This window comes from Paenibacillus sp. AK002 (assembly GCF_053903045.1).
Genome location: NZ_CP096377.1, coordinates 6,821,426 through 6,848,202, shown reverse-complemented (window position 1 = coordinate 6,848,202; position 26,777 = coordinate 6,821,426). Strand labels below are relative to the sequence as shown.

Here is a 26,777-nt window from a genome sequence, read left to right as displayed (position 1 = left end):
CTTACTTGGCACAATGAAAGTAGTTAAAGGACGAGTGAGAAGATAACGGCCGGCTCTTGGATAAAGCCGCATTGACAACGATCATGGGAGATTTTAAAGCTTTGGTCGCATCACTTGCATTTAACAGGGAAGAGGAGGAGTGCCCATGTCGGGGTTCATCAAAAAGGTTATACGCAACCGGTTCATGCTGCTGATGATACTGCCCGGAACCATTTGGTTTCTGATCTTTGCATACTTGCCCATGTTCGGTACCGTGCTCGCGTTTAAGGATTTCCGCATAAGCCCGGACGGTTTCTTCGCCAGCGTGTTCAACAGCGAATGGGTAGGATTCAAAAACTTCGAGTATCTGTTTACGACCAATGATGCCTACATCATTACGAGAAATACGATTCTTTATAACCTCGCTTTTATCATTCTGGGCCTGGTCATTGCGGTCGGGTTTGCGATCATGCTGAGCGAGCTTGTCAACAAGCGGACGGCCAAGGTATATCAGACCGGCATGTTTCTGCCGCATTTTTTGTCGTGGGTCATCATCAGTTATTTTGCGTTCACCTTTCTGAGCGTGGACAAAGGAACGCTGAACCAAATCATTACCTATTTCGGAGGAGAGCCGATCAGCTGGTATTCGGAAGCGAAGTATTGGCCCTTCATCATCATTTTTGTCGGCATCTGGAAAGGCGTAGGCTACAACAGCGTTATTTATCTTGCGGCTATCACAGGGATCGACAAGTCTTATTATGAAGCGGCCGTCATCGACGGCGCCAGCAAGTGGAAGCAGGTGCGGTACATCACCATTCCGCTGCTGAAGCCGCTCATGATCATCCTGACCATACTGGCAATCGGCGGCATTTTCCGTTCCGATTTCGGATTGTTCTACCAGCTTCCGAAGGATTCGGGCGCGCTGTACCCGGTTACGAACGTCATCGATACCTTCGTCTACCGCGGTCTGATCAACATGGGAGACATCGGCATGAGCACGGCAGCGGGCTTATACCAATCGTTTGTCGGACTGGTTCTGATTCTGGTTGCCAATTATATCGTTCGAAAAATCGAAAAAGATCATGCTATTTTTTAATCCGAGGGAGGTGTAACTTCAATGTCGCAGCTATCAACGCAAACCGCCCGCCAGTCGGCCAAGCGTTCAAGGAAGAGAGACTATAATGCCATCTCCCCTTTGTGGAATACGATTTTCAATATCGTGATCGGGCTCTTCTCGTTCTCCTGTATCTTTCCGTTCCTATTTGTTATCATTATTTCCCTGACGGACGAACAGACGCTGGTCTTGGAAGGCTTTAGGCTGCTGCCGAGCCAGTTTAGCACGGCCGCGTACGAGTATATTTTCAAAACGGGAAGCGAATTGCTGTCCTCATTCGGCTTGACGCTCCTGGTCACGGTGCTGGGAACGCTGGTGAGTCTGGCGCTGGTTACGACCTATGCGTATGCCTTGTCCCGCCGAAACTTTGAATTTAGAGGGTTTTTCAGCTTTCTGGCGTTCTTCACCATGTTGTTCTCGGGCGGCATGGTACCGGGTTATATCGTGATGACCCAGTTCCTGCATCTGCAGAACACGATCTGGGCGCTGATCTTTCCGCTATCCTTGAGCGCGTTCTCCATCATCGTCATGAGAACCTTTTTTCAAACGACGATTCCGGATGAAATTATCGAGTCCGCCAAAATCGATGGCGCCGGCGAATTTCTGACCTTTATCCGTATCGTCCTGCCGGTCTCGCTGCCGGGGATCGCCACCATCGGCTTGTTCAGCTCATTGGGCTACTGGAACGACTGGTTTAACGCCTTGCTCTATTATAACAATCCGCAGGCAACGCCACCGCTGCAGTTCATGCTCATGCAGATCGAGAAGAACATGGACTTCCTGACGAAGAATGCGCAGAATATCGGCTCGTTCGATGTGGCCGCCGGCCTGCCGACGGAGACGGTAAGGATGGCGATGGTCGTATTGGCCACGCTGCCGATCGTCATGGCGTATCCGTTCTTCCAGCGGTATTTTGTCCAGGGTCTGACCGTAGGCTCGGTCAAAGGATAATTTCATAAGGTTGAACCCGCAAAAGCACACTGCCGGAGAAATCCGGCTTTCATGTCTCGGGTGTGTAAGCGGTATCAATATAGCAATAAACCATTAAGTGACACAGGGGGAAAAACTCATGTTTAAGAAGAAGATTTCTTTACTGTCCCTTGCTCTCGTGCTTCTGCTGACCGTTGTACTGTCGGCCTGCGGCAGCAAGGAAGGCGGCAGTAAGCCAAGTGAACCAGCGAAGGAAGAGGCGGCTGTTCAAAGCGACGGCACCATTGATGCCTCCAAACTGGATCCGGTCAAACTGAAAATGTACATGATCGGGCCAAATCAGAAAGACCTGCCTATGGTTCAAGAGGAAATCAATAAATATTTGACGGAAAAAATCAATGCAACGATCGAAATCAGCATGATCGACTGGGGCGATTACAGCCAGCGGATGCAGGTGATTACGAGCTCCGGCGAGAATTACGACATCGCCTTCACCAGCTCGTGGGCGTTCGATTACCTTCCAAATGCGGCAAAAGGCGCATTTAAGCCGCTGAACGACCTGCTCGATCAGTACGGAAAAGGCATTAAGGAAGTACTGGATCCCCGTTTCCTGGAAGGAACGAAGGTTAACGGCGTCAACTATGGCATCCCGGCCAACAAGGAACTGGCACAGCAGTTTGTATGGCGCTTCAACAAAAAGTATCTGGATAAGTACAACCTGGACATTTCCAAGGTGACCACGCTTGAAGATCTGGAACCGCTTCTCAAAACGATTAAAGAGAACGAGCCTGCGGAAATTACGCCGCTTGCCGTACCGAAAGGCTTTAAACCGTACATGCCGTTTGACTACCCGCTCGGCGATGAAATTCCGATCGGCATGTATCTGGACACCGAGGACTTTAAATTCGTGAATTTGCTGGATTCGCCTGAATTGAAATCGGCGCTTGAGACCATGCGCAAATACTATAAAGCGGGCTATGTGCGTGAGGACATTGCAACGCTGGACGGCATCGACAACATCAAAACCGGCAAATGGCTCGTGGACCGCGAAATTACGCAGCCATACGCAGAGCTTGGCTGGTCCAGAAACGCGGGCTATGACATCGTGACCAGACCGATGCATGATCCTGTCATTTACACCAGCTCCGCAGCAGGTTCGATGATGGCCATTTCTTCTTACTCCAAAAATTCGGAGCGGGCGATGATGTTCCTGAACCTGCTGAACACGGACGCGAAACTCCGGAACATGATTCAATACGGCTTGGAAGGAACGCACTACAAGAAGCTTGAAGAGCCGTATATCGAGGATATGCCTGCTATGCAGGAGAACTACGCGATGCCTGGTTTCGCGCTCGGCAACATGTTCCTGACGTACCTTCACGAAGGTGAACCGAAGGACAAATGGGAAGCATTCGAGAAATTTAATACCTCTGCTGTAGTAGCGCCTACGTTCGGCTTTAATTTCGACACGGCTCCGGTCAAAACGGAAGTCGCGGCCATCACGAACGTAGCCAAGGAATTTATTCCGGCGCTGTACACCGGCTCCGTCGATCCTGAAGAATATCTGCCAAAAGCTAAACAAAAGTTCCAGGATGCCGGCATCGACAAAGTGATCGCCGAAGCTCAAAAGCAATTCGATGAGTGGAAGGCTCAAAACAAGTAATCCGTAAAGGGTATGAAGGGTAGAAGCGGCTGTTCCTTACGGCCGCTTCTCTCTATCCTTTCTTTCTTCACCGACAAAGGCTCCAATGTGCGCAAGCGAAATGATCTTCGAATAATAGGAGGTTTTCCCATGAAACGAATCAAACCGGATTATTACGCAAGTACCCAGTGGAAGCGCAGAATGGCGGCCTGGATGAGCACGGCGTTGCTTGCCGCATCCCTGACGGGCTTTGCCGGAGAAGCCGAAGCGGCCCAGCCGCATTCGTCGTATTGGTATCCGAACACGCTGCTGGAATGGTCACCGACCAAGGACAAGGATGCCCGTTTTAACCGGGGAACGGTGAAGCTGGAGGATGAGCGCATCCAAGGAAGCAAAGTAAACGGCAATGCCAAGGAAGAAGTGAAGGTGCTATCGATCGCTTCCATGTATCCGAGCACAAGCGGAGCTCCTTCCCAAGGCTCGGAGAAGTTCCATACCTATACGTTCAGCAATTGGCAGTATATCGACAAGCTGGTCATGTGGGGCGGCTCCGCAGGCGAAGGATTAATCGTTCCGCCAAGCAGCGACGTCATCGATGCGGCTCACAAGAATGGGGTTCCTGTTTTTGGAACCGTTTTCTTGCCGCAAACCGAGCACGGAGGCAAAATCCAGTGGCTGCATGATCTGTTAAAGCAGCGGGAGGACGGTTCTTTCCCGGTTGCGGATAAGCTGATCGAGGTAGCGACGTACTACGGCTTCGACGGCTGGTTCATCAATCAGGAAACGCAGGGCGGAACGCCGGAAGATGCCGCGAAGATGGCTGAGTTTCTGACTTACCTGCAGCAGAACCAAGCGCCCGGCATGGAAGTGATCTGGTACGATTCCATGATCGAGGAGGGACCGGTGAAGTGGCAGGGGGCTTTGACGGATAAGAACGAAATGTTCTTCCAACAGGGAAATCAGAGGGTTTCCGACAATATGTTCATCGATTTCCGCTGGCAGTTCAAAGACGAGAAGAACGGCCAATACGATTACATTACGCCGTTCTTGAACTCCCCGGCCAAAGCGGCGGAGCTTGGGCGCAGTCCGTATGATCTATATGCCGGGATCGACGTGGAGGCGAAGGGCTACGAAGGCAGGTTCAATTGGCCGGTTCTGTTCCCGGACGGGAAGAAAGCCACGACCTCTCTGGGCATTTACCGCCCGGATTGGGCGTACAACAGCTCCGAAACCCATGAGGAGTACATGAATAAGGAGCAGATTTTCTGGGTGGGACCCGGAATGAATCCGGCGAACACGTCACAACCCGAAGGGACCGATCCGCTTGCGTGGAGAGGGATTGCCCATGATGTCGTTGCAAAAACCGTGCTGACCGACTCCGAATTCGTCACCCATTTCAATACGGGCAACGGCCATTTGTTTGCGGTGGACGGCAAAGTGATGCGAAGCCGCGATTGGAGCAACCGGAGCCTGCAGGATATTTTGCCGACCTGGCGATGGATCACGGAGACTAACGGCCAAGGCGAGGCCCTGAAACCGGAATTTGATTTCGGCAAGTCCTATTACGGCGGCAGCTCGCTTCAAGTGGCGGGTGCCGTAAGCAAAGGTTCCTCCACCCATCTCAAGCTGTACAAGGCGAATATCCCGGTGGAAGCGACCACGGAAGTATCGCTCGTGTATGCCGACAATGCCAAGGACGCCAAGGTGAAGATCGGCTTGGCATTCTCCGATGCGCCGGATCGGTACGAATTTTTCGAGCCTGGCAAGTGGACCGTCATGGGCGCGAATCAGGATTGGAAGCAGGGAAGCGTCAAGCTGAACAAGTATAAAGGCCGCACGATTGCCGGAATCTCGCTTCAATTCGAGTCCGCGGCGGATCAGGCGGATTATCGGGCCAACATCGGCCGCCTGGCGGTTACGCAGGTGAACGACAAGGCGAAGAAACCGCACGCGGTGACCGATTTGAAGATAATCGAGAATGATTTCCGCGATGGAATTTATGGTGATGCGCGCTTGTCGTGGGAAGCGCCGAAACAGAATGAAGACGTTCTGTACTATCAGGTTTACCGCGTCCATCCGGACGGCAAGTACGAACTGATGGGCATGACGGGAAATACCGTTTATTACGTACCGGAAATGAAGCGTTCGCTTAAGGAGGAGGCAACCAAAATGGTTGTGATTCCGGTAAACCGCCACTACCAGCAAGGAAAAGCGGCATCCGCCAGCTTCGACTGGCCGGAATATCCGAAGCCGACGGCAGCCTTCAAGGCGGATAAAACCCTGATTGCGCCGGGAGAAACGGTGCAATTCACGGATCTTTCCTCGGAAGTGACGGAGTCCTGGAGCTGGAGCTTCCCTGGCGGGCAGCCGGCGTCCAGCACGGACCAGCATCCTAAAGTGACCTATCCCGAGGAAGGAACGTACGAGGTCACGCTGACCGCTAAAAATAGCGTTGGCGAGGATCGGATCCAGAAGAAGCTCATTACGGTAACCCGGGAAGCCGAGAACGGCGTCGGCAACCTCGCTCTTGGCAAAAGCGCGTCCGCATCCAGCTTCGTGAACGAGAAGGAAGCGCCGCCATTTGCAGTGGACGGCAATGCCGCCACCAAATGGTGTGCCGTCGGAGACGGGCCGCACTGGCTGACGGTAGACTTGGGAGCCGAGCACAAGGTCAGCGAATTCGTGATCAAGCACGCGGAAGCCGGAGGCGAGCCTGCCGCGTTCAACACGCGGGCCTTCTCCATTCAAGTAAGCTCGGACGGCAAGGCGTGGAAGGATGCCGTCTCGGTCAAAGACAACACGCAAGGGATCAGCAGCCATGCCATCGAACTTACCTCCGCACGGTACATGCGTCTTCAGATCGAGAAGGCGACACAGGGCGGTGACACAGCTGCACGGATTTACGATGTTGAAGTGCTGGGCTTGAAATAGTACGGATGACTAGAAAGAGTGTTTCCCTTCATGGGGGAACACTCTTTTTTGGTTATTTATATCGTCCCGATCCGTCATAGAAGCGCCGTTTAGGCCCTTGAGCCAGCGTGTCGTGTATAGATTTTGTATAGATAGGGTTGTTAATCTGATGTAGGACACTATATGGATGCTGCGCAAATGACGCGTGCTGAGGACGGCATTGATGGCAAGAATGCTGAAAGTGACCGGTCTGACCGATAAATAATGAGTAGAACAAACAACCATTGATGGCATGGTAGTCATCAATGGTTGTTCTTTCATTTGGGTTTGCAATTGTAAATAATGGAGCTATGCTTACATTAAAGTGGATTAGGAGAGGAATATCTCTTGGCAAAGAGCCCACCAAGTCACCAAATAAAAAAGAGCCACATTTTATGGTTATTAGGATTACTCTTAGTGATTCTATCGAGTATGCGCATGCTGTGGGTGGAAGTGTTCCCTGATCAACAGCAGGTGACGATAAAGAAGGGGCATCTCGATTTGCGCGAATGGGATGCCGAAGAAGGCGGCATTCTGTTGCTTGACGGAGAGTGGGAGTTTTATCCCATGCAGTGGCTGCTGGATGGGAGCGGGCAGGATGCATCAGGCGGGCCGAAGCCGAAGCTGATTGCGGTTCCGGGGGGATGGAATCAAGCTCTGCATGGTAACGGCAAAGCGTCTCCATATGGATTTGCTTCCTATCGCCTGCGTATTCTAGTGAATCCCGAGGAGAAGCTGAATTATAGCATTCGCGTGCCTAGCGTACGTTCGTCGTCCGAATTATATGTCAATGGACGTTTGCTTGCCAAATCCGGGCAGGTGGCGGACACGAAGGAAGCCTATACGGCGAAGAACCTGCCGTATACTACAAGCTTTACGGCGGATGAGCACGGCGTCATCGAAATAGTGATTCAGGCGGCCAATTATGTGGATAGCCGAAGCAGCGGCATTGCCAGGTCCATTAAATTGGGTTCAGAGGAAGCCGTGGCCAAGGAAATGAAGCTCTCGGTTTCGATGCAAACGCTGGGAGCCGTTATCTTTCTTATGCATTCCGTTTATGCACTCATTTTATTTGTACTGGGGAATAGGGAAAAGAGGCTGCTGTATTTTTCCTTGCTGACCCTCTGCGTAACCCTTTCGAGCATATTGAGTACGGATGAGAAGCTGTTCCATCAATTTATATACATCAGCAGCGATTGGGATTTTCGGTTGTCCAATGCCGCCTTTATGATTGGATGCTATGCGTTGCTGGAATGCACGAATCATCGCGAACTCTCTTATTGGAACAGGATGTATCCCGTTTATGCCGTCATGATCTTAGGAACTGCCGGCATTACCTTGTTCTTGGCTCCGCCGCAGGTAATCATGCTTTTCCCGGTTTATTTTCTGCTGGGCTGCGTAACGGCCGTCATCACGATCATTGCAATCACCAAAACCGTAATCAAGGGCATCAAAGATCATTTGTTACTGCTTTTTTCGATGGTTGCGCTGGTCCATCATTTCCTGTGGGCGTTGTTCTTGCGGGAAAGCGCCTTAAGTGTTGCCCATTATCCGTTTGACCTGATCCTTTCGATGGGATGCTTGGCCGCTGTATGGTTTAAGGGTTATTTCAAGATGCATGCGAACACGAAAGAGATTGCCGCAACTTTGCAAAGAGTGAATGATCATAAGGATCAATTCCTGGCGAACACGTCCCATGAATTCAAAAATCCGCTGCACAGCATGCTTAACATGTCGCAATCCGTGTTGAACCGGGAACGGCCTTTGCTGCAGGATAGGAGTGTGAAAGAGCTTGAAACGATTCTGACCGTCGGACGTCGTCTAACACTAATATTAAACGATTTGATGGACGTCATGAGTCTGCGGGAGGGCAATCCGAGACTGCAGAAAAAAGCCGTATCGATCCAGCCCATTGTGACGGGGGTGATGGATATGCTGCAATTTAACGCGGAAGTGAAGTCGGTCAGCATCGTCAATCAGATCCCGGAGGATTTCCCTCCCGTCTTGGCGGACGAGAACCGGATGATTCAAGTCGTGTTCAATCTGCTGCATAATGCCGTAAAATATACGAATGAAGGGTACATTTCGATTCAAGCTTTTACAGAGGACGACAGAGCCTATATCGCGATTGCCGACACGGGGATCGGAATGGATGAAGCCATGCTGAAGCGCTTATTCCTTCCGTATGAGCAGGCGAGCGCCAGCGAGACCATGATCGAAGGCGGCTTTGGGTTAGGTCTAAGCATAAGCAAGCAACTCATTGAGCTTCATCGGGGTACGCTTGAGGCGGCCTCCGTTCCAGGGGAGGGCTCGAGATTTACGTTTTCGTTAAAGCTGGCAGGGCTCGAAACAGAGGAAGAGCAGCATGAATCTAACTCTAACGGACCGCCAACATTGCCGTCCATGCCGATGCAGGATACCATTGGGGCCGGACTGCAAAAAGAGGAGGTCTTCCCGCCAGCCGCGATACAAGGAGCTCTACCCGAAAGGAGAAGCAACCGGCCGCTCTTGCTCATCGTTGACGACGATCCCGTCAACCTTCAGGTGCTTGAAGCCATACTGCCGCCTGACGAATACGAGGTGACGATGGTAACAAGCGGTAAGGAAGCGCTGGCTGTACTGGATGCGAAGGCGTGGGATTTGGTCATCTCCGATATTATGATGCCGCAGATGTCCGGTTATGAGCTGACGCGGAGGATTCGCGAGCGGTTTACGCTCACGGAGCTCCCTGTGCTGCTGCTTACCGCGAGAAGCCAACCGAAAGACATCCAAAGCGGGTTTTTGGCGGGGGCCAACGATTATGTGACCAAGCCGGTGGAGGCCTTGGAAATCAGGTCGAGGATCGAGGCCTTAACAACGATTAAACGAACGGTCCGTGAGCAGCTTCGACTAGAAGCGGCATGGCTGCAAGCGCAAATCCAGCCACATTTTTTATTCAATGCATTAAATGCGGTGACGGCCCTAAGCGACGTTGATTTGGACAAGATGCGGAATCTGCTTGATGAGTTCAGCAACTTTCTGAGATATAAATTCAGATTCCAAGACACGGCTGGACTCGTTCCGATCGAGGAGGAGCTGAGCCTGGTGCGTTCGTATCTTTATATCGAGCAGGTTCGGTTTGCAGAGCGGCTGCAGGTGGTTTGGGAGGTAGATGACTGCGGAGCTTTGCAAATTCCGTTCCTTTCGATTCAGCCCTTGGTCGAAAATGCGATAAGACATGGCGTCATGAAGCGCACTTATGGGGGAACCCTACATATTCGAATTTCCGTCCATGCCGCGCATGCCGAGATAACCGTTGAGGACGATGGGATCGGAATGGATGAAGCTCAATTGCAGCGAATCCTGGAGAGATCAGCAAATCATCAGTCCGGGGTCGGATTGATCAATACGGACCAGCGATTAAAACGGCACTTCGGAACAGGACTTCATATTCAGAGCAGGTTAGGCGAAGGAACCCGGGTAACTTTCCATGCACGCATCTAAACCTCGGGTAAAACGATATCAGGCGGTGAGATGAATGGAGAGATTGGAAAACAGCGGATTTTATAAACTGAAATTTTTAATAACGCCGGAAGAATTCAACCAAATGTTGGCGCGCTTTGAGCAAAAGCAAGCCGAATTTCATCGTACGAACCATGCATGACCCAGCATGATCTGGATCAGGTGCTTGAGGCGTATCGTACCTATTATCAGTATTTTACGGTGCAGGAACGGCCCGATTACCACCCTTTCTTTGTCTATTCTATTTCGATTGCTGAGGGCGATGAAAGCTCGGGATTCTTTGTCAGAAATGAAGGTGTCTCATTCCCCTACCGCGGACAGTGGGCAGAAGATGAATTACCCTATATCTTGCTCTCCCTTCCAAAGGGAATTCGAATCGATGCAGAGGATGAACGAGGAAAGCATTATCTATATGAGGATATTCGGGCACACCGGCCGTTAACGTATGTTTTTTTCGAAGAAATGGCAGCATCCATGAAAAAAATAACGAAGCCGCTTCGTTTCTCGATACAAGCCGCAGACGCTATGCAAGAGCAGAAGCCGGCTGTTCGCATAAGTCAACAAGCGGTGAATGATCTGATTGACTCGTGGATCGTTAAGAAATATGGGCTGGTTATGAACAACAAGAAGGACATATCAGGCACCTAAGCGGATTCCTCGGTAATCCCCATTCATATGAGCCGGAAACCACCTCGCTTCCACGATGTATTGTACAGAAAAATTTGCATTATCCTTGAAAAGCCCGCCAACCGTGGTCTTCATAAATGGGGAAAGCGGGCCTATCGAGGGCGGGACACCCGGTCCGGATACTTCACTTCCGGATATTCCTCCGAGGGACCGGTTAGAAGCTTACTCTCCTCCATTCCGCGCAAATGCTGATTAAAGAATTCCAGCACGTAGGCGTTGACGATCTCGGCTCCCCTTGATCCATTCATGCTTCCGGTCATGCCGGTCAGGCGGGTAAGCGGAGAATACAGCTGAAGATCGGTGAAATTATAGTGCCCTGCGCCTTCGATATAAAGGGTCCGTCCTAGGCCCTGTTGAATTAAGCGATCCATCAGCTTCAGCTCTAATTCCCGATTCGCCAGAATCATGCCGAATTGTTCTCGGGTTAATCCCAGTGCTTGGAGCTCGGCTTCCGTAGCAGGGGTTTGGCGATACTTCGCCTGCTGTTCGTTCACCTTCATAAAATCCTCCGATTCCATGAACATAAACGGTTTCTCCATGTCATCCCGGTCCTTCGTTACGAATAGCGTCCCGTCCATGTTCACGCCGGCTTTGATCCGCGGGTTGGAATAAACGGCTTCAAAGGCTGCGGCCCCGCCGAAGGAATGGCCCATCATGCCGATGTTGTCCAAATCCAAGGCTCCTTTAAACTTGCTGGCGATGGCGCCTGATTGAAGCTTCTCCAACTGATTCGTGACGAAGGAGATATCCTCATTCCACACCTTCAAAATAGCGCGGCTGTCCTCGAATAACCGCTCCTGGGACTGTTCCGTAAGAAAACCGGTTACGCGCCCGTCGGGAAATGCGGTGGCGGCCGTGCTGTACGTATGATCGATGGCAAATACTATATAGCCGTGGCTGGCAAGATGTTCAGCCTGCGACGAATGCAAAATTCTGCCGACCCCCATGCCGTGCGACAACAGCACCACCGGATACGGATTCTCCGACAGCCGCAAATCGGCATGGCCGTATGCGTTGGCCCGACTGTATTTCCAGTAGTCTAGCGCCGCCGCGGGAAGGCCCAGATATTCGGAATATGCTTGCATATAGGTGTGAAACAGTCTCTTATCCTTAGGAAACACCGTAGCTTTTTCCGCGCCTTGGTCAGACTCCGCGGCCGGATACCATACCTGAACGATAAGCTCCCGTTTGTCGCTTGTTTGTTCGGTAAACGTTTCTTCACGGTCCGCATCAACGAAATGGAACGTATCCGTCCCCACCCTAAACTCCCCGGAAGGCTTCGGTAAATGAAAAACCGGCAGCAGTGCCGATAAGGCAACCGATACGCCCAGCAAAACGGCCGAAAGGCCCCATATCATGTACCGCAGCGGTTTCTTGACCGTTCGGCGTCTGAACAGAACCAACATAAAGAGCAAAGCGGTGACGATGTAGGCCGGAATCATCTGCCACCTGTATCCCTCAACGAGCAGCTGTACGGCGAACAGCGAACCGCCAGCGATGCCGACGATCACGCCAGCCTTCCTGTTTATTGTGTTACGGCTCAACAGTATCATCAGCATCGCAACGCAGGCTGCAACCCACAACATTTCCAGAACTCTCATACGCACGCTCGCTCCTTGTTATCGCAATTACTTGTATGATAAGGGATCAAGGTTAAAACGAGCGGATGGTTTCGTTTAAAAAAGGTTTAAATCCGGGTTGTTCTATGTAAGACTCGCCGGTGTCGGTACCGGACGCTCACGCTTTTCGAGCTTTTAGCTGAACATGCATAACGCTACTCAGCTGCATCTACCGGCTCGAGCAGTGCCAGCAGCTCCGAAATAATGTCGGCATGCTGACCGTTACCGTTCATAATCGCTTTGAATAAAGGAGCCGCTTCCTGCAGCAGCATATAACTGAAGTAATAATAACTGATGAAGATTTCCGCTTCATAACCGGGGGGCTCCTCTTCTTCCCATCGCCAATCATCTTCTTCGTCGTCTTCCGGCCATAAGTATCTTTCGTCCAGCATTTTATCCATCGTTCCAATCGTTTGTGGCGAATCCATATATTCCACGGTTATGGCTGAAGCTACGGATAAGTATAACTCCATTTCCTCCGAAGAGACCTGCTCCGGTTTCTGTTTGGCAAGCTCCCGCAGGAGCATAAGCAGGGCCCATGGCGTCGTCTGCCACAGGGTGCCTTGGTGCTCGATCAGGCTGGCCAATTCTTTATATTGTCGTGTTTCCAATAGCCGAGGAATATCTGTGCCTCTTCCATAGGCTGTCGTCAATCGCTGCCACGGCACGCTGGCTGTCGTATGGGTCAAAGCGTTCATCTCCTTCACCTCCTACATATGTATCCCGGGGAGCTTACAGCCACCCTTTATCTTCCGCGATCGTGACGGCCTGCTGCCGGGAATCCGCCTCCAGCTTCTGGATGGCGGAGGACAGGTAGTTGCGCACGGTTCCCCTTGTCAGAAACAAGGCTTTGCTGATGTCGCCGGTAGTCATGCCTCGCTTGGTTAACCGGAGCATTTCGATTTCCCGTTCGCTGAGGGGATTCTCCTCCTTCATGAAGAGCGCGGCCGCCAGGTCGGTGCTCACGACCCGCTCGCCCTTCATGACCCGCCGGATGGCCTCAATCAAGAAATCGATGGGCTCGTCCTTTAACAGATAGCCCTCCACCTGCGCATCCATCGCTTTTTGCAAATAACCGGGACGTGCGAAGGTCGTGACGATCATGATTTTGCAGGATTGGCCTGCTTGGCGTATGGTCTCGGCCAATTCCAGGCCGTTAATATGAGGCATCTCGATGTCGAGCAGGCACACATCCGGCTGATGCTGCCGAATTGCGTCCCAGGCGCGCTGCCCGTCCGGCACCTCGGCCACCACCTCGATGTCGTCTTCGAAATTGAGCAGTGAGGCGAATGCGCCGCGAAGCATTTGCTGATCTTCCGCAATGACGATTCGAATCATGAAGCGTCCTCCTTTTCATGCCGGCGAAGCGGGAGTTTCAGGTACACCTTAGTGCCCCCCTGAGGCAACGGGTCGATGGCGGAGGACCCGCCCAGCGTCTTCATCCGCTCCATGATCGATGGGAGGCCGTTTCCGCCGCCGTGCCCCGCAAGCCCCACGCCGTCATCCGCGATATGGATCCCGAAGGCATGATCCTTCGTTTCCAGTTTGACGGCGCACCGCTTGGCCCGGCTATGCTTGATAATATTGGTCATGGCTTCCCGGACGCAGAGCGCCAGCATCGTTTCTTCCACGCTGGATAACAGCGGGGGCTTCTCCGGATTCTCGATGCTCAGCGCAATTCCTGCCGTATGCAGCAGCTTGGCCGAATGCTCCAGCTCGCTTGCCAACGAGATGAACTTCATATCGGATACCAGCTCCCTCACCTGCTTGAGGGCGGTTCTGGAGGTATCCAGAATCTCGCCTAACTCCCGTTTGGCCTGGCTCGGATCCTTATCCACCCATTTCGTTGCCAGCTCGCTCTTCATTTTGATCATCATGAGGGTCTGCCCCAAGGTATCGTGGAGATCCCTGGCGATTCGCTGCCGCTCCTCCTGCTGGATATACTTTGCGATCTGCTCGTTGGCTTCATCCAGCTCCCCCTGCAGGCTTTTTGCTTTCTCCTTGATGTAGATGACGATCGGATATACCGACTGAATGATCATGACCGGAAGGTAAATGGCGTTGGACGTTTCGAGCAGCGGTTCCTGACGGATGACAAATACGAGCAGGAACGACAGGGCAATGGCCGCGCTGCCGATGGCGATATGCGCCTTGGACTTGGATCGACCGAGCAAGTCGGCGAAAATGATCCCGAACAGCATGGTGCTCGGCCCGGCATACACCCCGAACACCGCAATGGCCGACAGGCCGGACAGCGAAGCCGCCAGCAGCCAGCCGCCCCGACGCCACAGCGCAACATAAAACGATGCGAGGAACAACAGAAGCACCAGAAGGGTACCCCACAATCCCAGCGCCGTATCCGAGTTGAAGACCCGATAGCACAAGAATACGGTCAGTATGATATCGATCAGCAAATAGTTTTTGATTTGGTCCCTCGGGTACAACTTATAGAACATATCTAGCCTCCAATCCGGCTATTTGGATTCGAACAAACCTACCGCCTGTTTGCGGACGGTCTCCATCGGCCCCAGCTTGAAGCCTCGAAGCCACAGGGACGCCATGCCGAGCTGAAGTGCGGAGATTAGCAGCCAAACGGCGATAATCGCGGCCGAATTCAGCCTGCCGGCAAGCCCTAGGCCCCAGCCGTAGAAAACAGCGGATGCCATGATGTTTTGGAACACGTAGCAGCTCAGCGACATTTTTCCGACATTCTCCAGAAGGCGCCAGAGCCATTCCCACTTCGTATATTGTATCATTCTCGCTAAAATTGCTATATACCCCATGGACATCAGCGGGGCGAACAGATAGCGCACGGGAAGATCGAAAGCGCCGCCGGGAATGAATATGAGCAGGTTGAGCGGCACGCCGACATATACGCCCAGCTGGAATAGCCTTTTCCGCAGCCTTTTGCCGTTCTCGTCCGGTGCGAATACGCCCGAGCGCATGAAGCGAACCCCTAGCAGGAACAGAAACACGTTTGTCGGGATGACGAGGATGGCCTCCGCACGCAACGGGAGGAAATTCGCCAGCCGGTACCGGACCTGCTCGATCCAAGTGCCTTCCTGATAGAGAGCAGCGACATCGTCAAAGCTGCCCAGCGATACGCTGGCCCCGCTTGCCAGCATGAGTCCCGCAAGGGCCAGGATCGCGATGGCAAAGATACTGCCGATCACGTTCATCGTACGGGCGATGAGCCGGTCGCCGCCCTTTACGATAAAGGCTGCAATGATGGCGGTAATCCCGTAACTCATCAAGATGTCATACTCCATGACCAATATAAAATGCAGCAGGCCTTCGAGGATCAAAAACAGAACGGCCCATAAATAAACGCCAGGCCACGGCTTTCCTTTGCGCTTGGCCTGCCGGTACTTCATTTCCAGGCCGACCCCGAACATGATCGTCAGCAGTCCAAGCAGCTTCCCGTTTACCAGGAACAAAACGATCAACCGGAGAAGGTCGTCCGCTGCCCACCAGCCGGAGTGATCAAAGGTGGTAATGTAGCGTAGATCCCCCGCATGCGCGAAGATCCAAATATTCGTCCCGAGCGTTCCCAGGATCGCGAAGCCCCGCAAAATATCCAGCAGGCGAATTCTGCCCGTTCGTTGTTCCATTCTTCCATTCCTTCTTTCTTCTAGGTTCTCTTGTCTTTTTATTGTAGGTACGATCTCCCTGGCGCAACATTCACACCTGTAAAGAGATCCGTATGACACGTGTCATAAATGCAGGGAGAACGAACGGAAGAAGTCGGATGGAGTTCTCGTCATGACTTGAAAATTGTGGAATAATAGAAGAAAACAGGAGGAGTGATCATGTACATCGTATCGGGACCGAGGCCGCTGCCGAATGGCCGCAATCATATGTTTGGAAGAGAGGACGAGGAGGGTTATCCGCCGGGCTATGTCCGGTTCATGCAGCGCTTCGGTGAAGGGACATACCGCGGGTGGATGAATGTCCAGCTGCCGGATAGGGAGGTGCTGCAGCCTTTTGCCGAGTACGGGTTATGGGAGCATGACGATGACAGTCCCATTACCGAGCCGCAGATTGCAGAGTGTATCGCTATAGGCACAACGGTGGACGGTGATTTTCTGGCGGTGCATCCCCAGACGGCTCAGTTGCTCTGGCTGCCTCGGCATGCAGAGCATATACAGGCAATCTTGCTGCAGGTACAGGAGCAAAACGATGAAGGCCTGTACGCCGCGGTGCTGGATGAAATATACCGTCAGGTGTATGGAAGCAGCCAAGAGTTAGCCGTTTATTACGAACCGTGGACGGGTACGCGGAGCCATCTCTTTTTGCGTTTGCCGCCAGGAGAGGATCGGCCTTCGCTGCCCGAGCTGGCCGGTAGGTGTCAAGCGTCCTTTCCGCCGGATCTGTCCGTGGAAAACGAATACACGTGCAGCTTGTTCTACCGGGAACTGGGCGGATATGTACGATTCAATTATGCTTATCAGCAAGAGTTAGCCGTCTTCTATGAACAGGATGCAGGGCAGGCATTTGCCGTTATAGAGGCATGGCTTCTGTCGAAAGGGTGCGAAAGGATATCATAACACTTAGATCCATATCGGTACCCCTCAAGCGGGGAACTGTGTTTAAGTTAAAGGGGGACATGGGATGAAGCTGGCTTTTTCGCTGGATACACACGGAACGTGCGTAGGTCAATTAAGGGACGAGCTGCTGCCGTTAGAGGAAATGGCTGCCGCCTGGAAGTTTCCGTTCGATATCTTTGTTGTATTTCGCGTTTTGCCGGAAAGTTATGGCCGAATAACATCCAGACGTTTGGATAGCAGGGATCATACCCTCGACTTGGATATCAGTTTAAGTTATGAGCAGTACCAACGAATGTCCAAACATGAGCAGCGCGAGGCACTGGGGATGTATCTCTATGATTATTTGTCAGAGTCCGTTGCTAAACATAAAAAGCAAGCAGATGCGGAAACCCAAAAACAGCTGCTGGACCGGGTGAAAGAATGGATGCTCGAACACGGTTGGCTGCATGGAAAAATCCATCAGGCACGGGAGCTTCTGGCGCAGGACATCGACCTCTATGAAATCAGCCGAACGCTGCAAATGCCGCTGGAAGAAGTGGAATATACGTATCTCCGCATGAATGGCCATGAGCCTGCAGACGTTCATCCCGATAATATTGCAGCAGGAGAAGCCCCGCTTTATCCCTTGTAAGCGCCTAAGGAGCGGAGCTGTTCGTGTGATAGGAGCGTATCAAACGGCGGGGCTAGAGCTGTCCCAAATCTCGAACTGCCGTCATACATACACAGGTTTTACGCAGGGAGGAATATCGATGATCGTTCTGAAAGATATCGGCAAATTCGAGGAACTGCCAGAGATCGCGATGCACATCTACCAAGGGAACATTCCGGCTTTGCAGGAGGCAATAACCGCAGGCTGGGATATCGAGGAGGGCATCGTACTAAGCAGATATACGACGGTAAGCCCGCTCGATCTGGCGTTGATCTCGCAGCGAGCGGATGTGGTGAAGCTGCTGGTCGAGCACGGCGTTAACCTGAATGTTCATCATAATTCGGCTTTTTTGCGAGCGGTGCGGTACGGCAAGGAAGATATCGTTCGTTATATCGCAGCGCAGGGCGCCGAGCTGGACAAACTCAATCAAACCGGGTCAGGCGCATATGAACAGGCCTATTACGGCAACAAAAAAAACATCCCGCTCATCCGGGAGCTGGGATTGGATCTCAAGCTGCATGGCAGCGCGGTGCTGCGCCAAGCCGTGTCGGACCATGATTATAAGACACTCGATTATCTGCTCGATCATGGGGCGGACATCAATTATAACCAGCCCGACATGGTCTATCCTTATCAAGCGACTCCGCTAACCGTGGCCACGCGGATGGGGAATCAACGCATGGTCAAGCATCTGATCGAGCGCGGCGCTGACGTGACATTGGCGGAAAAGGACGGCGAGCGGCCGTATACGATTGCGGTCGGCAATAAGGATACCATCCTGGCCGACTACTTGAAATCGCTGGAGCCGGCCGAGTTTCATAGCTTAGAGAATAAGAAGTATGCACTGAAAAAGTATAAATTGACCGATGAATTGGTCCGTTTTCTGACAGGAGACCAGCTGCGGCTTGAGCTGCCGGAGAATGAATATGAAATCAGGTATATCGACTTCTTTGCATTGACCGACACGATCGAGATGAAGGTCGGGCGCCAGAAGCTTCTGCGCCTGTCAGCCGACATTGACAATTACTCCGATCTGCAGCTTGTATGGAATCCGAAGAAAAAGGGCCTGATTGGTTGTTATGATGTGGAGCATCAGACGCACGCCGATCTATGCAGCTTTACCGAGTTCCTCGCGCAGCCTGAATCGTACCTCATCCGTTTTCTAGAGGGAGAGCTGTAATCGAGAATTCAGGGTCAAAGTATATAGGCGCCTACGACCTCGAATTTCAACTCATTGTCTATGGTCATATGCCTTACTTCGATGATATTGCCTCGTTGGAACGTGGGGATGCTTATGATCGGGATAACGGTCTTTACGACGGTATGGATCGTCCCGCCATCCGGTTTGGTGACGCTTAGGTCCAGCAACACTTCAGGTTGATCGTCAACCTGCACATTCGTTTGCCGGATCGAGTTGATCTGTGCTTGAGCGGGCGTACCGCTCGCGAGAATCGTCTTGCGCTGCACGTTTCGGTTGTTGTTCGCCCGTAATTCCTTGGTGAATTTCGCGATGAAGAAGGACGGCGTGATCAGTGAGAAAATGACGATGATCACAATAAGGGTCGTCAATGGCTGCACCTCGCTTTCCAATCATGATCGGGAATTCGAAAATCGTACGGCTTCCATTTTAAGTTTATTTTAGCAAAAAAGATAAGTCTAGGGGTTTCGCTTTTTTATGTTCTAGTCCATTTCTGCAGGACTGGCGATTAAGCCGAAATCACTTGGCATTGCATGAACTAAATCAGCAGGAGGAAAGGGTCCTTTAACCGGATTCATATCATATGTATGGAGAATTACGGTAATATTTTAGCTGAGCGCAAGGACTGTATACTGTATGAGGCCGGTCGAGGTCTATCTACAGGACAAAGTACGGGCTGGATCGGCGGCAATGCCCCGGCCTATTTCGACGACAAAGCGGATGCCATCCAAGAAGGTGACCTGGGCTATTACTTCTATTTAAGTCTTATTCATCCTTTCAAGCCCGCATCTATGATCTCTATTTTCATCCCTAATGACTATGAGAAATACATGGAGCACAATCAATATCCTGATTGCTCTATCAAGGTGATGGAACACCCAATGACCGACGAGAGCTTGAGCGATCGTTTTGCGCATCCGGGCCTGATCAAGCATCTTCTTTCGCATCGAGAGACATGCAGCGACCTCCATTCGATGGGTCAGTCTTTCCTAATCAAATTGGGCGGGAGCCCAAGATTGGTCCAAGATGAAGCTTATTATTCGGCCAAGCTGAGGGAGGAAGGATTCTCCTTTTTGTTTCAGGTGGACGAAGATGGGTATCCCGAGACACTGCTCCGAGAGGACAGCAGTTATCCTTTTGGCTTTGGAGCTCTGTACATTTACGCTAAAATCACCACGGATGACGTTCAGGACCCGGTAGCGGGCTTCTGGCAGTTCTCATGAAAATGAATAACACTTACCAAAGAAGCGATTGCCGGACCTGCGGCGGTCGCTTTTTCATCATGATGAAGAGTGAAATCATTCCTCATTTTCCAAAGTCGTAATACTTTCGCCCTGTTGGCCGGCTGCAAGGTATGGGATGATGGGTTCATCAAAGATTTGAGGTCATGGACTTTGAACCTTTGACCCTCAGGCTATTGCGATCCTTCCTTCTATTTCAATTGGCGAACCTAGGGTCGCAGCTTTCCTGAGGGAGTTTGATTTAAGAGAGGAGGCGTTCAGGCTATCATATTCCTTCCTTCAATTATTCTTTCAATGACATTAGGGATATGGCTTTCCTGGACTCTTGATATGATGAACTCGATTTATTTACGAAGAGCGAGAAAATGGATGGTTGATGCAGAGAATGAATCGGATCGTCTCCCGAAAGCTTATCTAGCGACGGCCGCGAAGAATATCGAGCACCTTGGGTATACGTTCACCTATCCATTGCTGCACGCCGTGCGAACTTTATCCACAGAGCAGTTCGAAGCCCTCTATCAACCGCTGATTGACGATTTAAGGGTGATGGTAGGCGCGCATGTAAAATATGAGCCGATGTATCCCGCGTTCCCGATGCAGGTGATGGAGGAGAACGATGCGGAGCTGTACCTGAATGCCATCTATCATGATCTGACTTGGGATTTGCCTGCATATGAGCATGAGGAGAGACCTCCGCTGCAGGATGAAGTCAACCTGAAAACCATTGATCTGGGAAGCAAGGCGGATTTCTATGCCATAATACGCCAGCTGATCCAAGCTAAAGGCTCCATCTCCCCAACGGATAAAGAGGATATTGAGGCCGTTATTGAGCTTGTCGACCCCGAGGAACTGGATGTCATTCTCCCTCCCGAGATTCCATTCAAGGAGAATGCGGGATTCGTGGCAGCTGCGTTAATGAAGCATGACAAGGGGAACGTCGAGCGGATCGGGCGTTATTTCAAAACCGCAACCGATGTCCTTCGTCTGACGGTGGCTTGGTCAGGCGGAGATGTCAGTCTGGCTGAAGCCACCCGGTTTCGCAAATTTAAGCGGCGCGAAAGACGGCTGCTGCTGGGGTTGCTGGAACGCTGCCATCCGATAACGGAGGATATGCTCAGATTTAAGGACCGCTGGATTCGATTGGGCGAAATCCTCCATCCTTCCGAATATAAGCACCGGTATAAACGCTGCGAGGAAGCCTTTGATATTTTGCGGAATCACAAGCCCTTTACCACGTATAACGGGAGCGTCGAGCTTGCATTTCAGTACGACCAGGTCTGGAATTTGATCGATTTGTTAATGCAGCGTCCGGGCGAGTTTGCCCGCAGATTGGATCAGCTGCTGCGATCCACCGAACATACAGAGTATGTCGTTTTGGCGTTTGGCGAGGTGGCGAATCAAGTATCGACGCCGGTCTTGCTGCAAGTGAAGAATCATTTTGCCCGCCGACACGAACCTCAAGAGCTGCGCGTCTTTTTCCCGAAAGGAAATGTGGCTAAAGCCTTTGCCGTACCCCACACGCTTCCGGAGATCGATGAAGCGGCATGCCGAGACATCGTGCAGGTATGCGAGCAGGCGCTGGTCCAGCGGTTCGCCTCGCTGCCGCCCTTGGGGAAGGCCTATGTCGATAAGCGATTGAAGGATTATCATGTGCCGTTCTCGCAGAGATCGGCAAGCAAAGCCCTGCATACGTTGGTTCGGGGAAGCCGCGTGCCGATGGCGGAAGGGGATACCATCCGTTTCTTCAGCTGGTGGAAGGAAGGACGCGTGAACGGGGAGTCTACGGGCCGCGTGGATATTGACCTGTCCGCCGTCATGTATGATCACGACTGGCAGTACGTCGAGCATATTTCTTATACGAATCTGCGGTCCTCCCATTACAGGGCCGTGCACAGCGGGGATATCGTGTCAGCTCCTCAAGGGGCATGCGAATTCATTGATCTGCATATTCCAACCATCGTCCAATACGGCGGACGTTATATTGTGGCGACTCTTCATTCGTATACAAATCAACCGTACTGCAACCTGCCGGAGTGCTTCGTGGGCTGGATGATGCGGAAGAAACCCGGTTCCGGTGAAATATTCGAGCCCTCGACGGTGGCTAATAAAATCGATGTCGCCGCCGATACGCAGATCGCTATTCCCGTTATCCTGGATTTGGTGGAGCGTACGGTCATCTGGACCGATCTGTCCCTAACCAGACATCCACACTACTACAACAATGTAGAGGGGAATCAGAAGGGGATGGTCTTGATGGGCAAAGCCATGACAGCCCTGCGGAAGCCCGATCTGTACGATCTGTTCATGCTGCATGCCAAGGCAAGAGGAGAGTCCGTAGACCATGCGGAACAGGCGGAAACGATCTTCTCGGTGGAACATGGGGTGACCCCGTTCGATATCGAGCATATTATGGCGGATTATGTTGTGTAAGTTCATGCGGATGCCGTTATGATTAGGAGCAGCTTAGGCTGCTCCTTTTTTGCTGGATCGAAGAGTGAAGAAGCATGTTTTTGGTTACCCCTGCATTCCGGAATTCAGTATCTCTAGGTAATGAGCATTGTACATGATGCCAAGTATGTTGCCGAATGGATCGGTGACGGATGCCGTGATGAACCCTTCCCCACGGTGGGTGAGCGGTTCATATTCTTTGGCTCCCATGGATTTCAATCGGCCGAGGGTGGCCTCTATATCATCGACATGCCAGTACATGATCGCTCCGCCGGGGCCGGACATTGGCTGTTCAGGGGCAAAACGGCGATCGATGAGACCCAGCTCGTGCTGGTAGTCTCCAATCCGAAATTCGGCGTAAGCCAGTTTCCCGTCGGGACCTGACCTTTCGAAGTATGGCCCCATACCCAGCAGATCGGAATACCAAGCCTTTGCCGCTTCCATATCATCTGCCCAGTAACTGATGGTCGCAAATCCCCGCAATGTTTGGTTTCTGTTCATCATTTATTTACCTCCTAAGACGTTTAAGATTGGTTTTATGGCTATTATGAGTGGTGATGACTGACGCCTTTATGTCAGTGTTTTGTTTTTTTCTAAGCGCCGGAGTATTTGGTTAACACGATAGGAGCTATCATTTTTATGATATGGGGATGTAAAATGACGATTTTCATGACAGCAGTCACTATTTTGAAAGAAATGGACGATATACAATAGAAGGCGGTTGGAATTTGTCGATAAAAGTAATTCACATCATATGGAATATGGCGTAAACTGCGATAATTCCGACGGTACGTACATAATTGGATAGGTTAAGGAATTTGACACCACTCATTAGGGGAGGCACATATGCATATTGTCAAGAAAATAGGGCTGTTATCTCTAATCGTATCTATTGTAGCTGGGCTGTTGTTTCTTAAGCCGACCGGTGTAGTCTATGCATCGTCTCCGACGGCCACGATCGTGGTTGCCGATACGACGCTATCGATTGGTGAAACTTCATTGGTAACGATCACGTTCTCGGAAGCGGTAACAGGCTTTACGCTAGCAGACCTGACGGTAGCGAATGGCACATTAAGCGGTTTGAGCTCGTCCGATGGTGGGGTCACATGGACGGCAACGTTAACACCAACTACTGGCATCACAGATGCATCCAACATCATCACGCTTGATAATACGGGCGTGGCCGATTTGGCGGGCAATGCGGGTACTGGTATCACCAGTTCCAACAATTACGCAATCGATACACGGAGGCCAATAGCTACTATTGTAGTTGCCGACACGGCGTTATCCATCGGCGAAACTTCAACGGTGACCATTACATTCTCGGAAGCGGTAATAGGCTTCACGAATGCAGATCTGACGGTGGCAAACGGTACGCTGAGTGCCGTGAGCTCGTCCGATGGTGGGATCACATGGACGGCGACGTTGACGCCAACTTCTGGCATCATAGATGCAACCAACATCATCACGCTTGATAATACGGGCGTGGCCGATTTGGCGGGCAATGCGGGTACTGGTACCACCAGTTCCAACAATTATGCGATTGATACGACACGGCTGACAGCCACGATCGTGGTTGCCGATACGACGCTATCGATTGGTGAAACTTCATTGGTAACGATCACGTTCTCGGAAGCAGTAACAGGCTTTACGCTAGCAGACCTGACAGTAGCGAATGGCACATTAAGCGGTTTGAGTACGTCCGACAATATCACCTATACGGCGACGTTAACGCCAGACACCGGCATCACAGATGCAACCAATATCATTACGCTCGACAATACGGGCGTACAGAATGCAGCAGGTAAAGCGGGTAAGGGTACCTCCGATTCGAACAATTACGCGATCGATACACAGCGGCCGACCGCTACCATTGTAGTTGCGGACACGGCGTTATCTATTGGCGAAACTTCAACGGTGACCATTACATTCTCGGAAGCGGTAATAGGCTTCACGAATGCAGATTTGACGGTGGCAAACGGTACGCTGAGTGCCGTGAGCTCGTCCGATGGTGGGATCACATGGACGGCGACGTTGACGCCAACTTCTGGCATCATAGATGCAACCAACATCATCACGCTTGATAATACGGGCGTGGCCGATTTGGCGGGCAATGCGGGTACTGGTATCACCAGTTCCAACAATTATGCGATTGATACGACACAGCAGCTGACAGCCACGATCGTGGTTGCCGATACGGCGCTATCGATTGGTGAAACTTCATTGGTAACGATCATGTTCTCGGAAGCGGTAACAGGCTTTACGCTAGCAGATCTGACAGTAGCGAATGGCACATTAAGCGGTTTGAGTACGTCCGATGGCGGGATCACATGGGCGGCGACGTTGACGCCAGTCCCTGGCATCACAGATGCAACCAATATCATTACGCTCGACAATACGGGCGTACAGAATGCAGCAGGTAAAGCGGGTAAGGGTACCTCCGATTCGAACAATTACGCGATCGATACACAGCGGCCGACCGCTACCATTGTAGTTGCGGACACGGCGTTATCTATTGGCGAAACTTCATTGGTGACCATTACATTCTCGGAAGCGGTTAGTGGCTTCGCCAACGGTGACCTGACGGTGGCAAACGGTGCGTTAAGCAGCGTAAGTTCAACTGACAACATGACATGGACAGCAACGCTCACGCCGAATTCCAATGTAGACTCGGCGACGAATACCATCACGCTTGATAACTCGGGGGTGACCGATTACGCAGGTAATGCGGGAGCAGGCTTGACGGAATCCAATTCGTACTCAGTGTTCACGGTGCCGGCATCTGCGGATTTAAGCAGTGTGACGTTATCGAACGGGACACTAAGCCCTGTCTTTGCTTCTGGAACAGAAGTGTACACGTCAAGCGTGCCTAATTCCGTTTCCTCGCTGACCGTAACCGCGACTGCACTCGATAGTCATGCCACGATGACGGTTAACGGTAATTTAGTAATAAGCGGGCAAACAAGTTCCAATATACTGCTGAACGTAGGATCCAATACGATTGTGATTGTTGTAACGGCAAGCGATCAATCGACGAGAACCTATACGATCACTGTGACCCGTGAGAATAGTTCCTCTACCGGTGGTGGTTCTTCTAATGGGGGAGGTTCATCCACTGACAGCGGTTCGTCTACGCCACCGGCTCTCATAGACAATACAGTTACATCATCCGATGGAAAAATCACGCTGCCAACAGGAAGACCTGGGTTGGTTAGCCTGGGGAAAGAAATCATCATTTCCATTCCGGCAGGCGCCACATCTCAGGAGCTGAAATTATCAATTGAGAAAATTCGAAATACCGAAGCTCTCTTAAAGAACAACGAGGTTTTGGCAAGCCCGGTGTTTGATGTTCTAACAAACGTCTCAGGGAACTTTAGCAAACCGGTGAAACTGACTCTAGCTTACGACGCTGCAAGCTTAAAGAGCGATCAAACGGCGGCCGTCTTTTATTTTGATGAAGTGAAAAAGGCATGGGTGAAAGTCGAGGGCGGCATGAAACAGGAGAATGATATATCCGTAGAGGTCAATCACTTTTCGAAGTATGCAGTACTCGTAGTAAATAAAGCCAACGGAATGCCCGTAGTCGACAAAACAACAGACCCGACAACGGAAATTTCCTTTACCGATATTTCCGGGCATTGGGCTGAAGTCAGCATTAAGGAAGCGGTACGTGAGGGTATCGTTGCGGGATATCCGGATGAAACGTTCAAGCCAGGCAACACCGTGACGCGTGCAGAGTTTTCCGTCATGCTGATGAAAGCGCTGAAGTCGACAGATGCTGGAGCGGAGTTGATATTCACAGATACAGCATGGATCGGGGATTGGGCTAAGAAGGCAGTTTCGCAGGCGGTCCAGGCTGGCATTATTCGAGGCTATCAGGATGGCTCTTTCCGTCCAAATGCAAAAATGACTCGCGCTGAGATGGCAGCAATGATTGCGAATGCGCTCGAGCTAACCAACAAGGACATCCCCACAACCTCTTTTTCAGATGACAAGGCAATTCCTGATTGGGCGAAAAGCTCTGTTGAAGCGCTGAAGGAACTTGGTATTGTTAAGGGAATAGGCGCAGGCGAGTTTAATCCAAGCGCTCAAACCACGAGAGCAGAGGCCGTAATCGTTCTGATGAACATGTTAGGTCTATCCAAATAAAGTTTAGCGACAAATACAGAGGACACCGATCAAGTGTCCTCTGTATTTGCATTGAACGTAATAAACCGCAGATACGCTTGCTTGTTGTCGTATACTCGATCAGTTCTGTAGCTTCCATGCTGGA

20 protein-coding genes are annotated in these 26,777 nt (G+C 51.5%); 13 read left to right on the top strand and 7 right to left on the bottom strand.

Going from position 1 to position 26,777, the window contains the following annotated elements; genetic code table 11:
* The first annotated feature begins 145 nt into the window (after window positions 1-145).
* The 7 genes from M1D70_RS30895 to M1D70_RS30865 all read left to right on the top strand — a co-directional run bounded on the left by M1D70_RS30895 (window position 146) and on the right by M1D70_RS30865 (window position 10,763).
* Window positions 146-1,075, top strand: a complete 930-nt coding sequence (locus M1D70_RS30895) for an ABC transporter permease (protein ID WP_009590960.1) — start codon at window positions 146-148, stop codon at window positions 1,073-1,075.
* Between the two features lie 21 nt (window positions 1,076-1,096).
* Entirely contained in the window at window positions 1,097-2,044 is a 948-nt protein-coding gene (locus tag M1D70_RS30890) for a carbohydrate ABC transporter permease (protein WP_009590967.1), read from the top strand.
* 118 nt (window positions 2,045-2,162) lie between these two features.
* Window positions 2,163-3,686, top strand: a complete 1,524-nt coding sequence (locus tag M1D70_RS30885; RefSeq protein WP_456288786.1) for an ABC transporter substrate-binding protein — start codon at window positions 2,163-2,165, stop codon at window positions 3,684-3,686.
* Window positions 3,687-3,815: 129 nt separating this feature from the next.
* The gene (locus tag M1D70_RS30880; RefSeq protein ID WP_456288785.1) at window positions 3,816-6,596 is read left to right on the top strand and encodes an endo-beta-N-acetylglucosaminidase; all 2,781 of its coding nucleotides are present in this window, start codon (window positions 3,816-3,818) and stop codon (window positions 6,594-6,596) included.
* Window positions 6,597-7,046: 450 nt separating this feature from the next.
* On the top strand, window positions 7,047-10,097 hold the full coding sequence (locus M1D70_RS30875) for an ATP-binding protein (RefSeq protein WP_456288784.1): 3,051 nt from the start codon (window positions 7,047-7,049) through the stop codon (window positions 10,095-10,097).
* A gap of 34 nt (window positions 10,098-10,131) precedes the next feature.
* Window positions 10,132-10,257 carry a hypothetical protein gene (locus tag M1D70_RS30870; protein ID WP_009590970.1) on the top strand — a complete coding sequence of 42 codons (126 nt, stop codon included), beginning with the start codon at window positions 10,132-10,134 and terminating at the stop codon, window positions 10,255-10,257.
* Entirely contained in the window at window positions 10,254-10,763 is a 510-nt protein-coding gene (locus M1D70_RS30865) for a hypothetical protein (protein WP_009590979.1), read from the top strand. Before M1D70_RS30870 ends, M1D70_RS30865 begins: the two co-directional genes overlap by 4 nt.
* 131 nt (window positions 10,764-10,894) lie before the next feature.
* Here M1D70_RS30865 and M1D70_RS30860 read toward each other — a convergent pair whose 3' ends face one another.
* The 5 genes from M1D70_RS30860 to M1D70_RS30840 form a co-directional block, all read right to left on the bottom strand.
* A complete protein-coding gene (locus M1D70_RS30860; protein WP_009590966.1) occupies window positions 10,895-12,403 on the bottom strand; it encodes an alpha/beta hydrolase family protein in 1,509 nt (502 codons plus the stop codon).
* 173 nt (window positions 12,404-12,576) lie between these two features.
* The gene (locus M1D70_RS30855; RefSeq protein WP_456288783.1) at window positions 12,577-13,119 is read right to left on the bottom strand and encodes a hypothetical protein; all 543 of its coding nucleotides are present in this window, start codon (window positions 13,117-13,119) and stop codon (window positions 12,577-12,579) included.
* A 34-nt stretch (window positions 13,120-13,153) separates the two neighbouring features.
* The gene (locus tag M1D70_RS30850; RefSeq protein WP_456288782.1) at window positions 13,154-13,759 is read right to left on the bottom strand and encodes a response regulator; all 606 of its coding nucleotides are present in this window, start codon (window positions 13,757-13,759) and stop codon (window positions 13,154-13,156) included.
* Complete coding sequence (locus M1D70_RS30845; RefSeq protein ID WP_456288781.1) at window positions 13,756-14,877, bottom strand: sensor histidine kinase; 1,122 nt, start codon at window positions 14,875-14,877, stop codon at window positions 13,756-13,758. Before M1D70_RS30845 ends, M1D70_RS30850 begins: the two co-directional genes overlap by 4 nt.
* An 18-nt stretch (window positions 14,878-14,895) precedes the next feature.
* A complete protein-coding gene (locus tag M1D70_RS30840) occupies window positions 14,896-16,032 on the bottom strand; it encodes a DUF418 domain-containing protein (RefSeq protein ID WP_456288780.1) in 1,137 nt (378 codons plus the stop codon).
* A 198-nt stretch (window positions 16,033-16,230) separates the two neighbouring features.
* Here M1D70_RS30840 and M1D70_RS30835 point away from each other — a divergent pair, with 198 nt between their 5' ends.
* The 3 genes from M1D70_RS30835 to M1D70_RS30825 all read left to right on the top strand — a co-directional run bounded on the left by M1D70_RS30835 (window position 16,231) and on the right by M1D70_RS30825 (window position 18,797).
* Window positions 16,231-16,968 (top strand): hypothetical protein, encoded by a 738-nt coding sequence (locus M1D70_RS30835; protein ID WP_456288779.1) that lies wholly within the window; start codon window positions 16,231-16,233, stop codon window positions 16,966-16,968.
* Between the two features lie 64 nt (window positions 16,969-17,032).
* Window positions 17,033-17,599 (top strand): hypothetical protein, encoded by a 567-nt coding sequence (locus M1D70_RS30830; protein WP_456288778.1) that lies wholly within the window; start codon window positions 17,033-17,035, stop codon window positions 17,597-17,599.
* 118 nt (window positions 17,600-17,717) lie between these two features.
* Window positions 17,718-18,797 carry an ankyrin repeat domain-containing protein gene (locus M1D70_RS30825; RefSeq protein WP_456288777.1) on the top strand — a complete coding sequence of 360 codons (1,080 nt, stop codon included), beginning with the start codon at window positions 17,718-17,720 and terminating at the stop codon, window positions 18,795-18,797.
* Between the two features lie 14 nt (window positions 18,798-18,811).
* Here the strand turns inward: M1D70_RS30825 and M1D70_RS30820 are convergent, their stop codons facing one another.
* Complete coding sequence (locus tag M1D70_RS30820; protein WP_456288776.1) at window positions 18,812-19,186, bottom strand: hypothetical protein; 375 nt, start codon at window positions 19,184-19,186, stop codon at window positions 18,812-18,814.
* Between the two features lie 216 nt (window positions 19,187-19,402).
* On the opposite strand from M1D70_RS30820, the gene M1D70_RS30815 reads away from it, so the two are divergent.
* Complete coding sequence (locus M1D70_RS30815) at window positions 19,403-20,038, top strand: hypothetical protein (RefSeq protein WP_456288775.1); 636 nt, start codon at window positions 19,403-19,405, stop codon at window positions 20,036-20,038.
* A gap of 348 nt (window positions 20,039-20,386) precedes the next feature.
* A complete protein-coding gene (locus M1D70_RS30810; RefSeq protein ID WP_456288774.1) occupies window positions 20,387-22,486 on the top strand; it encodes a cytoplasmic protein in 2,100 nt (699 codons plus the stop codon).
* A gap of 84 nt (window positions 22,487-22,570) precedes the next feature.
* Here the strand turns inward: M1D70_RS30810 and M1D70_RS30805 are convergent, their stop codons facing one another.
* Complete coding sequence (locus M1D70_RS30805; protein WP_036659610.1) at window positions 22,571-23,005, bottom strand: VOC family protein; 435 nt, start codon at window positions 23,003-23,005, stop codon at window positions 22,571-22,573.
* Window positions 23,006-23,350: 345 nt separating this feature from the next.
* Between M1D70_RS30805 and M1D70_RS30800 the strand changes: the two genes are divergently transcribed.
* Window positions 23,351-26,653, top strand: coding sequence for an Ig-like domain-containing protein (locus M1D70_RS30800; RefSeq protein ID WP_456288773.1), 3,303 nt, complete (start codon window positions 23,351-23,353; stop codon window positions 26,651-26,653).
* The last annotated feature ends 124 nt before the right edge of the window (window positions 26,654-26,777 follow it).

Bases quoted from the DNA above. Each gene is read 5' to 3' on its own strand.
- M1D70_RS30895 (WP_009590960.1), top strand. From the start codon at position 146: ATGTCGGGGTTCATCAAAAAGGTTATACGCAACCGGTTCATGCTGCTG.
- M1D70_RS30890 (WP_009590967.1), top strand. From the start codon at position 1,097: ATGTCGCAGCTATCAACGCAAACCGCCCGCCAGTCGGCCAAGCGTTCA.
- M1D70_RS30885 (WP_456288786.1), top strand. From the start codon at position 2,163: ATGTTTAAGAAGAAGATTTCTTTACTGTCCCTTGCTCTCGTGCTTCTG.
- M1D70_RS30880 (WP_456288785.1), top strand. From the start codon at position 3,816: ATGAAACGAATCAAACCGGATTATTACGCAAGTACCCAGTGGAAGCGC.
- M1D70_RS30875 (WP_456288784.1), top strand. From the start codon at position 7,047: ATGCGCATGCTGTGGGTGGAAGTGTTCCCTGATCAACAGCAGGTGACG.
- M1D70_RS30870 (WP_009590970.1), top strand. From the start codon at position 10,132: ATGGAGAGATTGGAAAACAGCGGATTTTATAAACTGAAATTTTTAATA.
- M1D70_RS30865 (WP_009590979.1), top strand. From the start codon at position 10,254: ATGACCCAGCATGATCTGGATCAGGTGCTTGAGGCGTATCGTACCTAT.
- M1D70_RS30860 (WP_009590966.1), bottom strand. From the start codon at position 12,403: ATGAGAGTTCTGGAAATGTTGTGGGTTGCAGCCTGCGTTGCGATGCTG.
- M1D70_RS30855 (WP_456288783.1), bottom strand. From the start codon at position 13,119: ATGAACGCTTTGACCCATACGACAGCCAGCGTGCCGTGGCAGCGATTG.
- M1D70_RS30850 (WP_456288782.1), bottom strand. From the start codon at position 13,759: ATGATTCGAATCGTCATTGCGGAAGATCAGCAAATGCTTCGCGGCGCA.
- M1D70_RS30845 (WP_456288781.1), bottom strand. From the start codon at position 14,877: ATGTTCTATAAGTTGTACCCGAGGGACCAAATCAAAAACTATTTGCTG.
- M1D70_RS30840 (WP_456288780.1), bottom strand. From the start codon at position 16,032: ATGGAACAACGAACGGGCAGAATTCGCCTGCTGGATATTTTGCGGGGC.
- M1D70_RS30835 (WP_456288779.1), top strand. From the start codon at position 16,231: ATGTACATCGTATCGGGACCGAGGCCGCTGCCGAATGGCCGCAATCAT.
- M1D70_RS30830 (WP_456288778.1), top strand. From the start codon at position 17,033: ATGAAGCTGGCTTTTTCGCTGGATACACACGGAACGTGCGTAGGTCAA.
- M1D70_RS30825 (WP_456288777.1), top strand. From the start codon at position 17,718: ATGATCGTTCTGAAAGATATCGGCAAATTCGAGGAACTGCCAGAGATC.
- M1D70_RS30815 (WP_456288775.1), top strand. From the start codon at position 19,403: ATGGAGAATTACGGTAATATTTTAGCTGAGCGCAAGGACTGTATACTG.
- M1D70_RS30810 (WP_456288774.1), top strand. From the start codon at position 20,387: ATGATGAACTCGATTTATTTACGAAGAGCGAGAAAATGGATGGTTGAT.
- M1D70_RS30805 (WP_036659610.1), bottom strand. From the start codon at position 23,005: ATGAACAGAAACCAAACATTGCGGGGATTTGCGACCATCAGTTACTGG.
- M1D70_RS30800 (WP_456288773.1), top strand. From the start codon at position 23,351: ATGCATATTGTCAAGAAAATAGGGCTGTTATCTCTAATCGTATCTATT.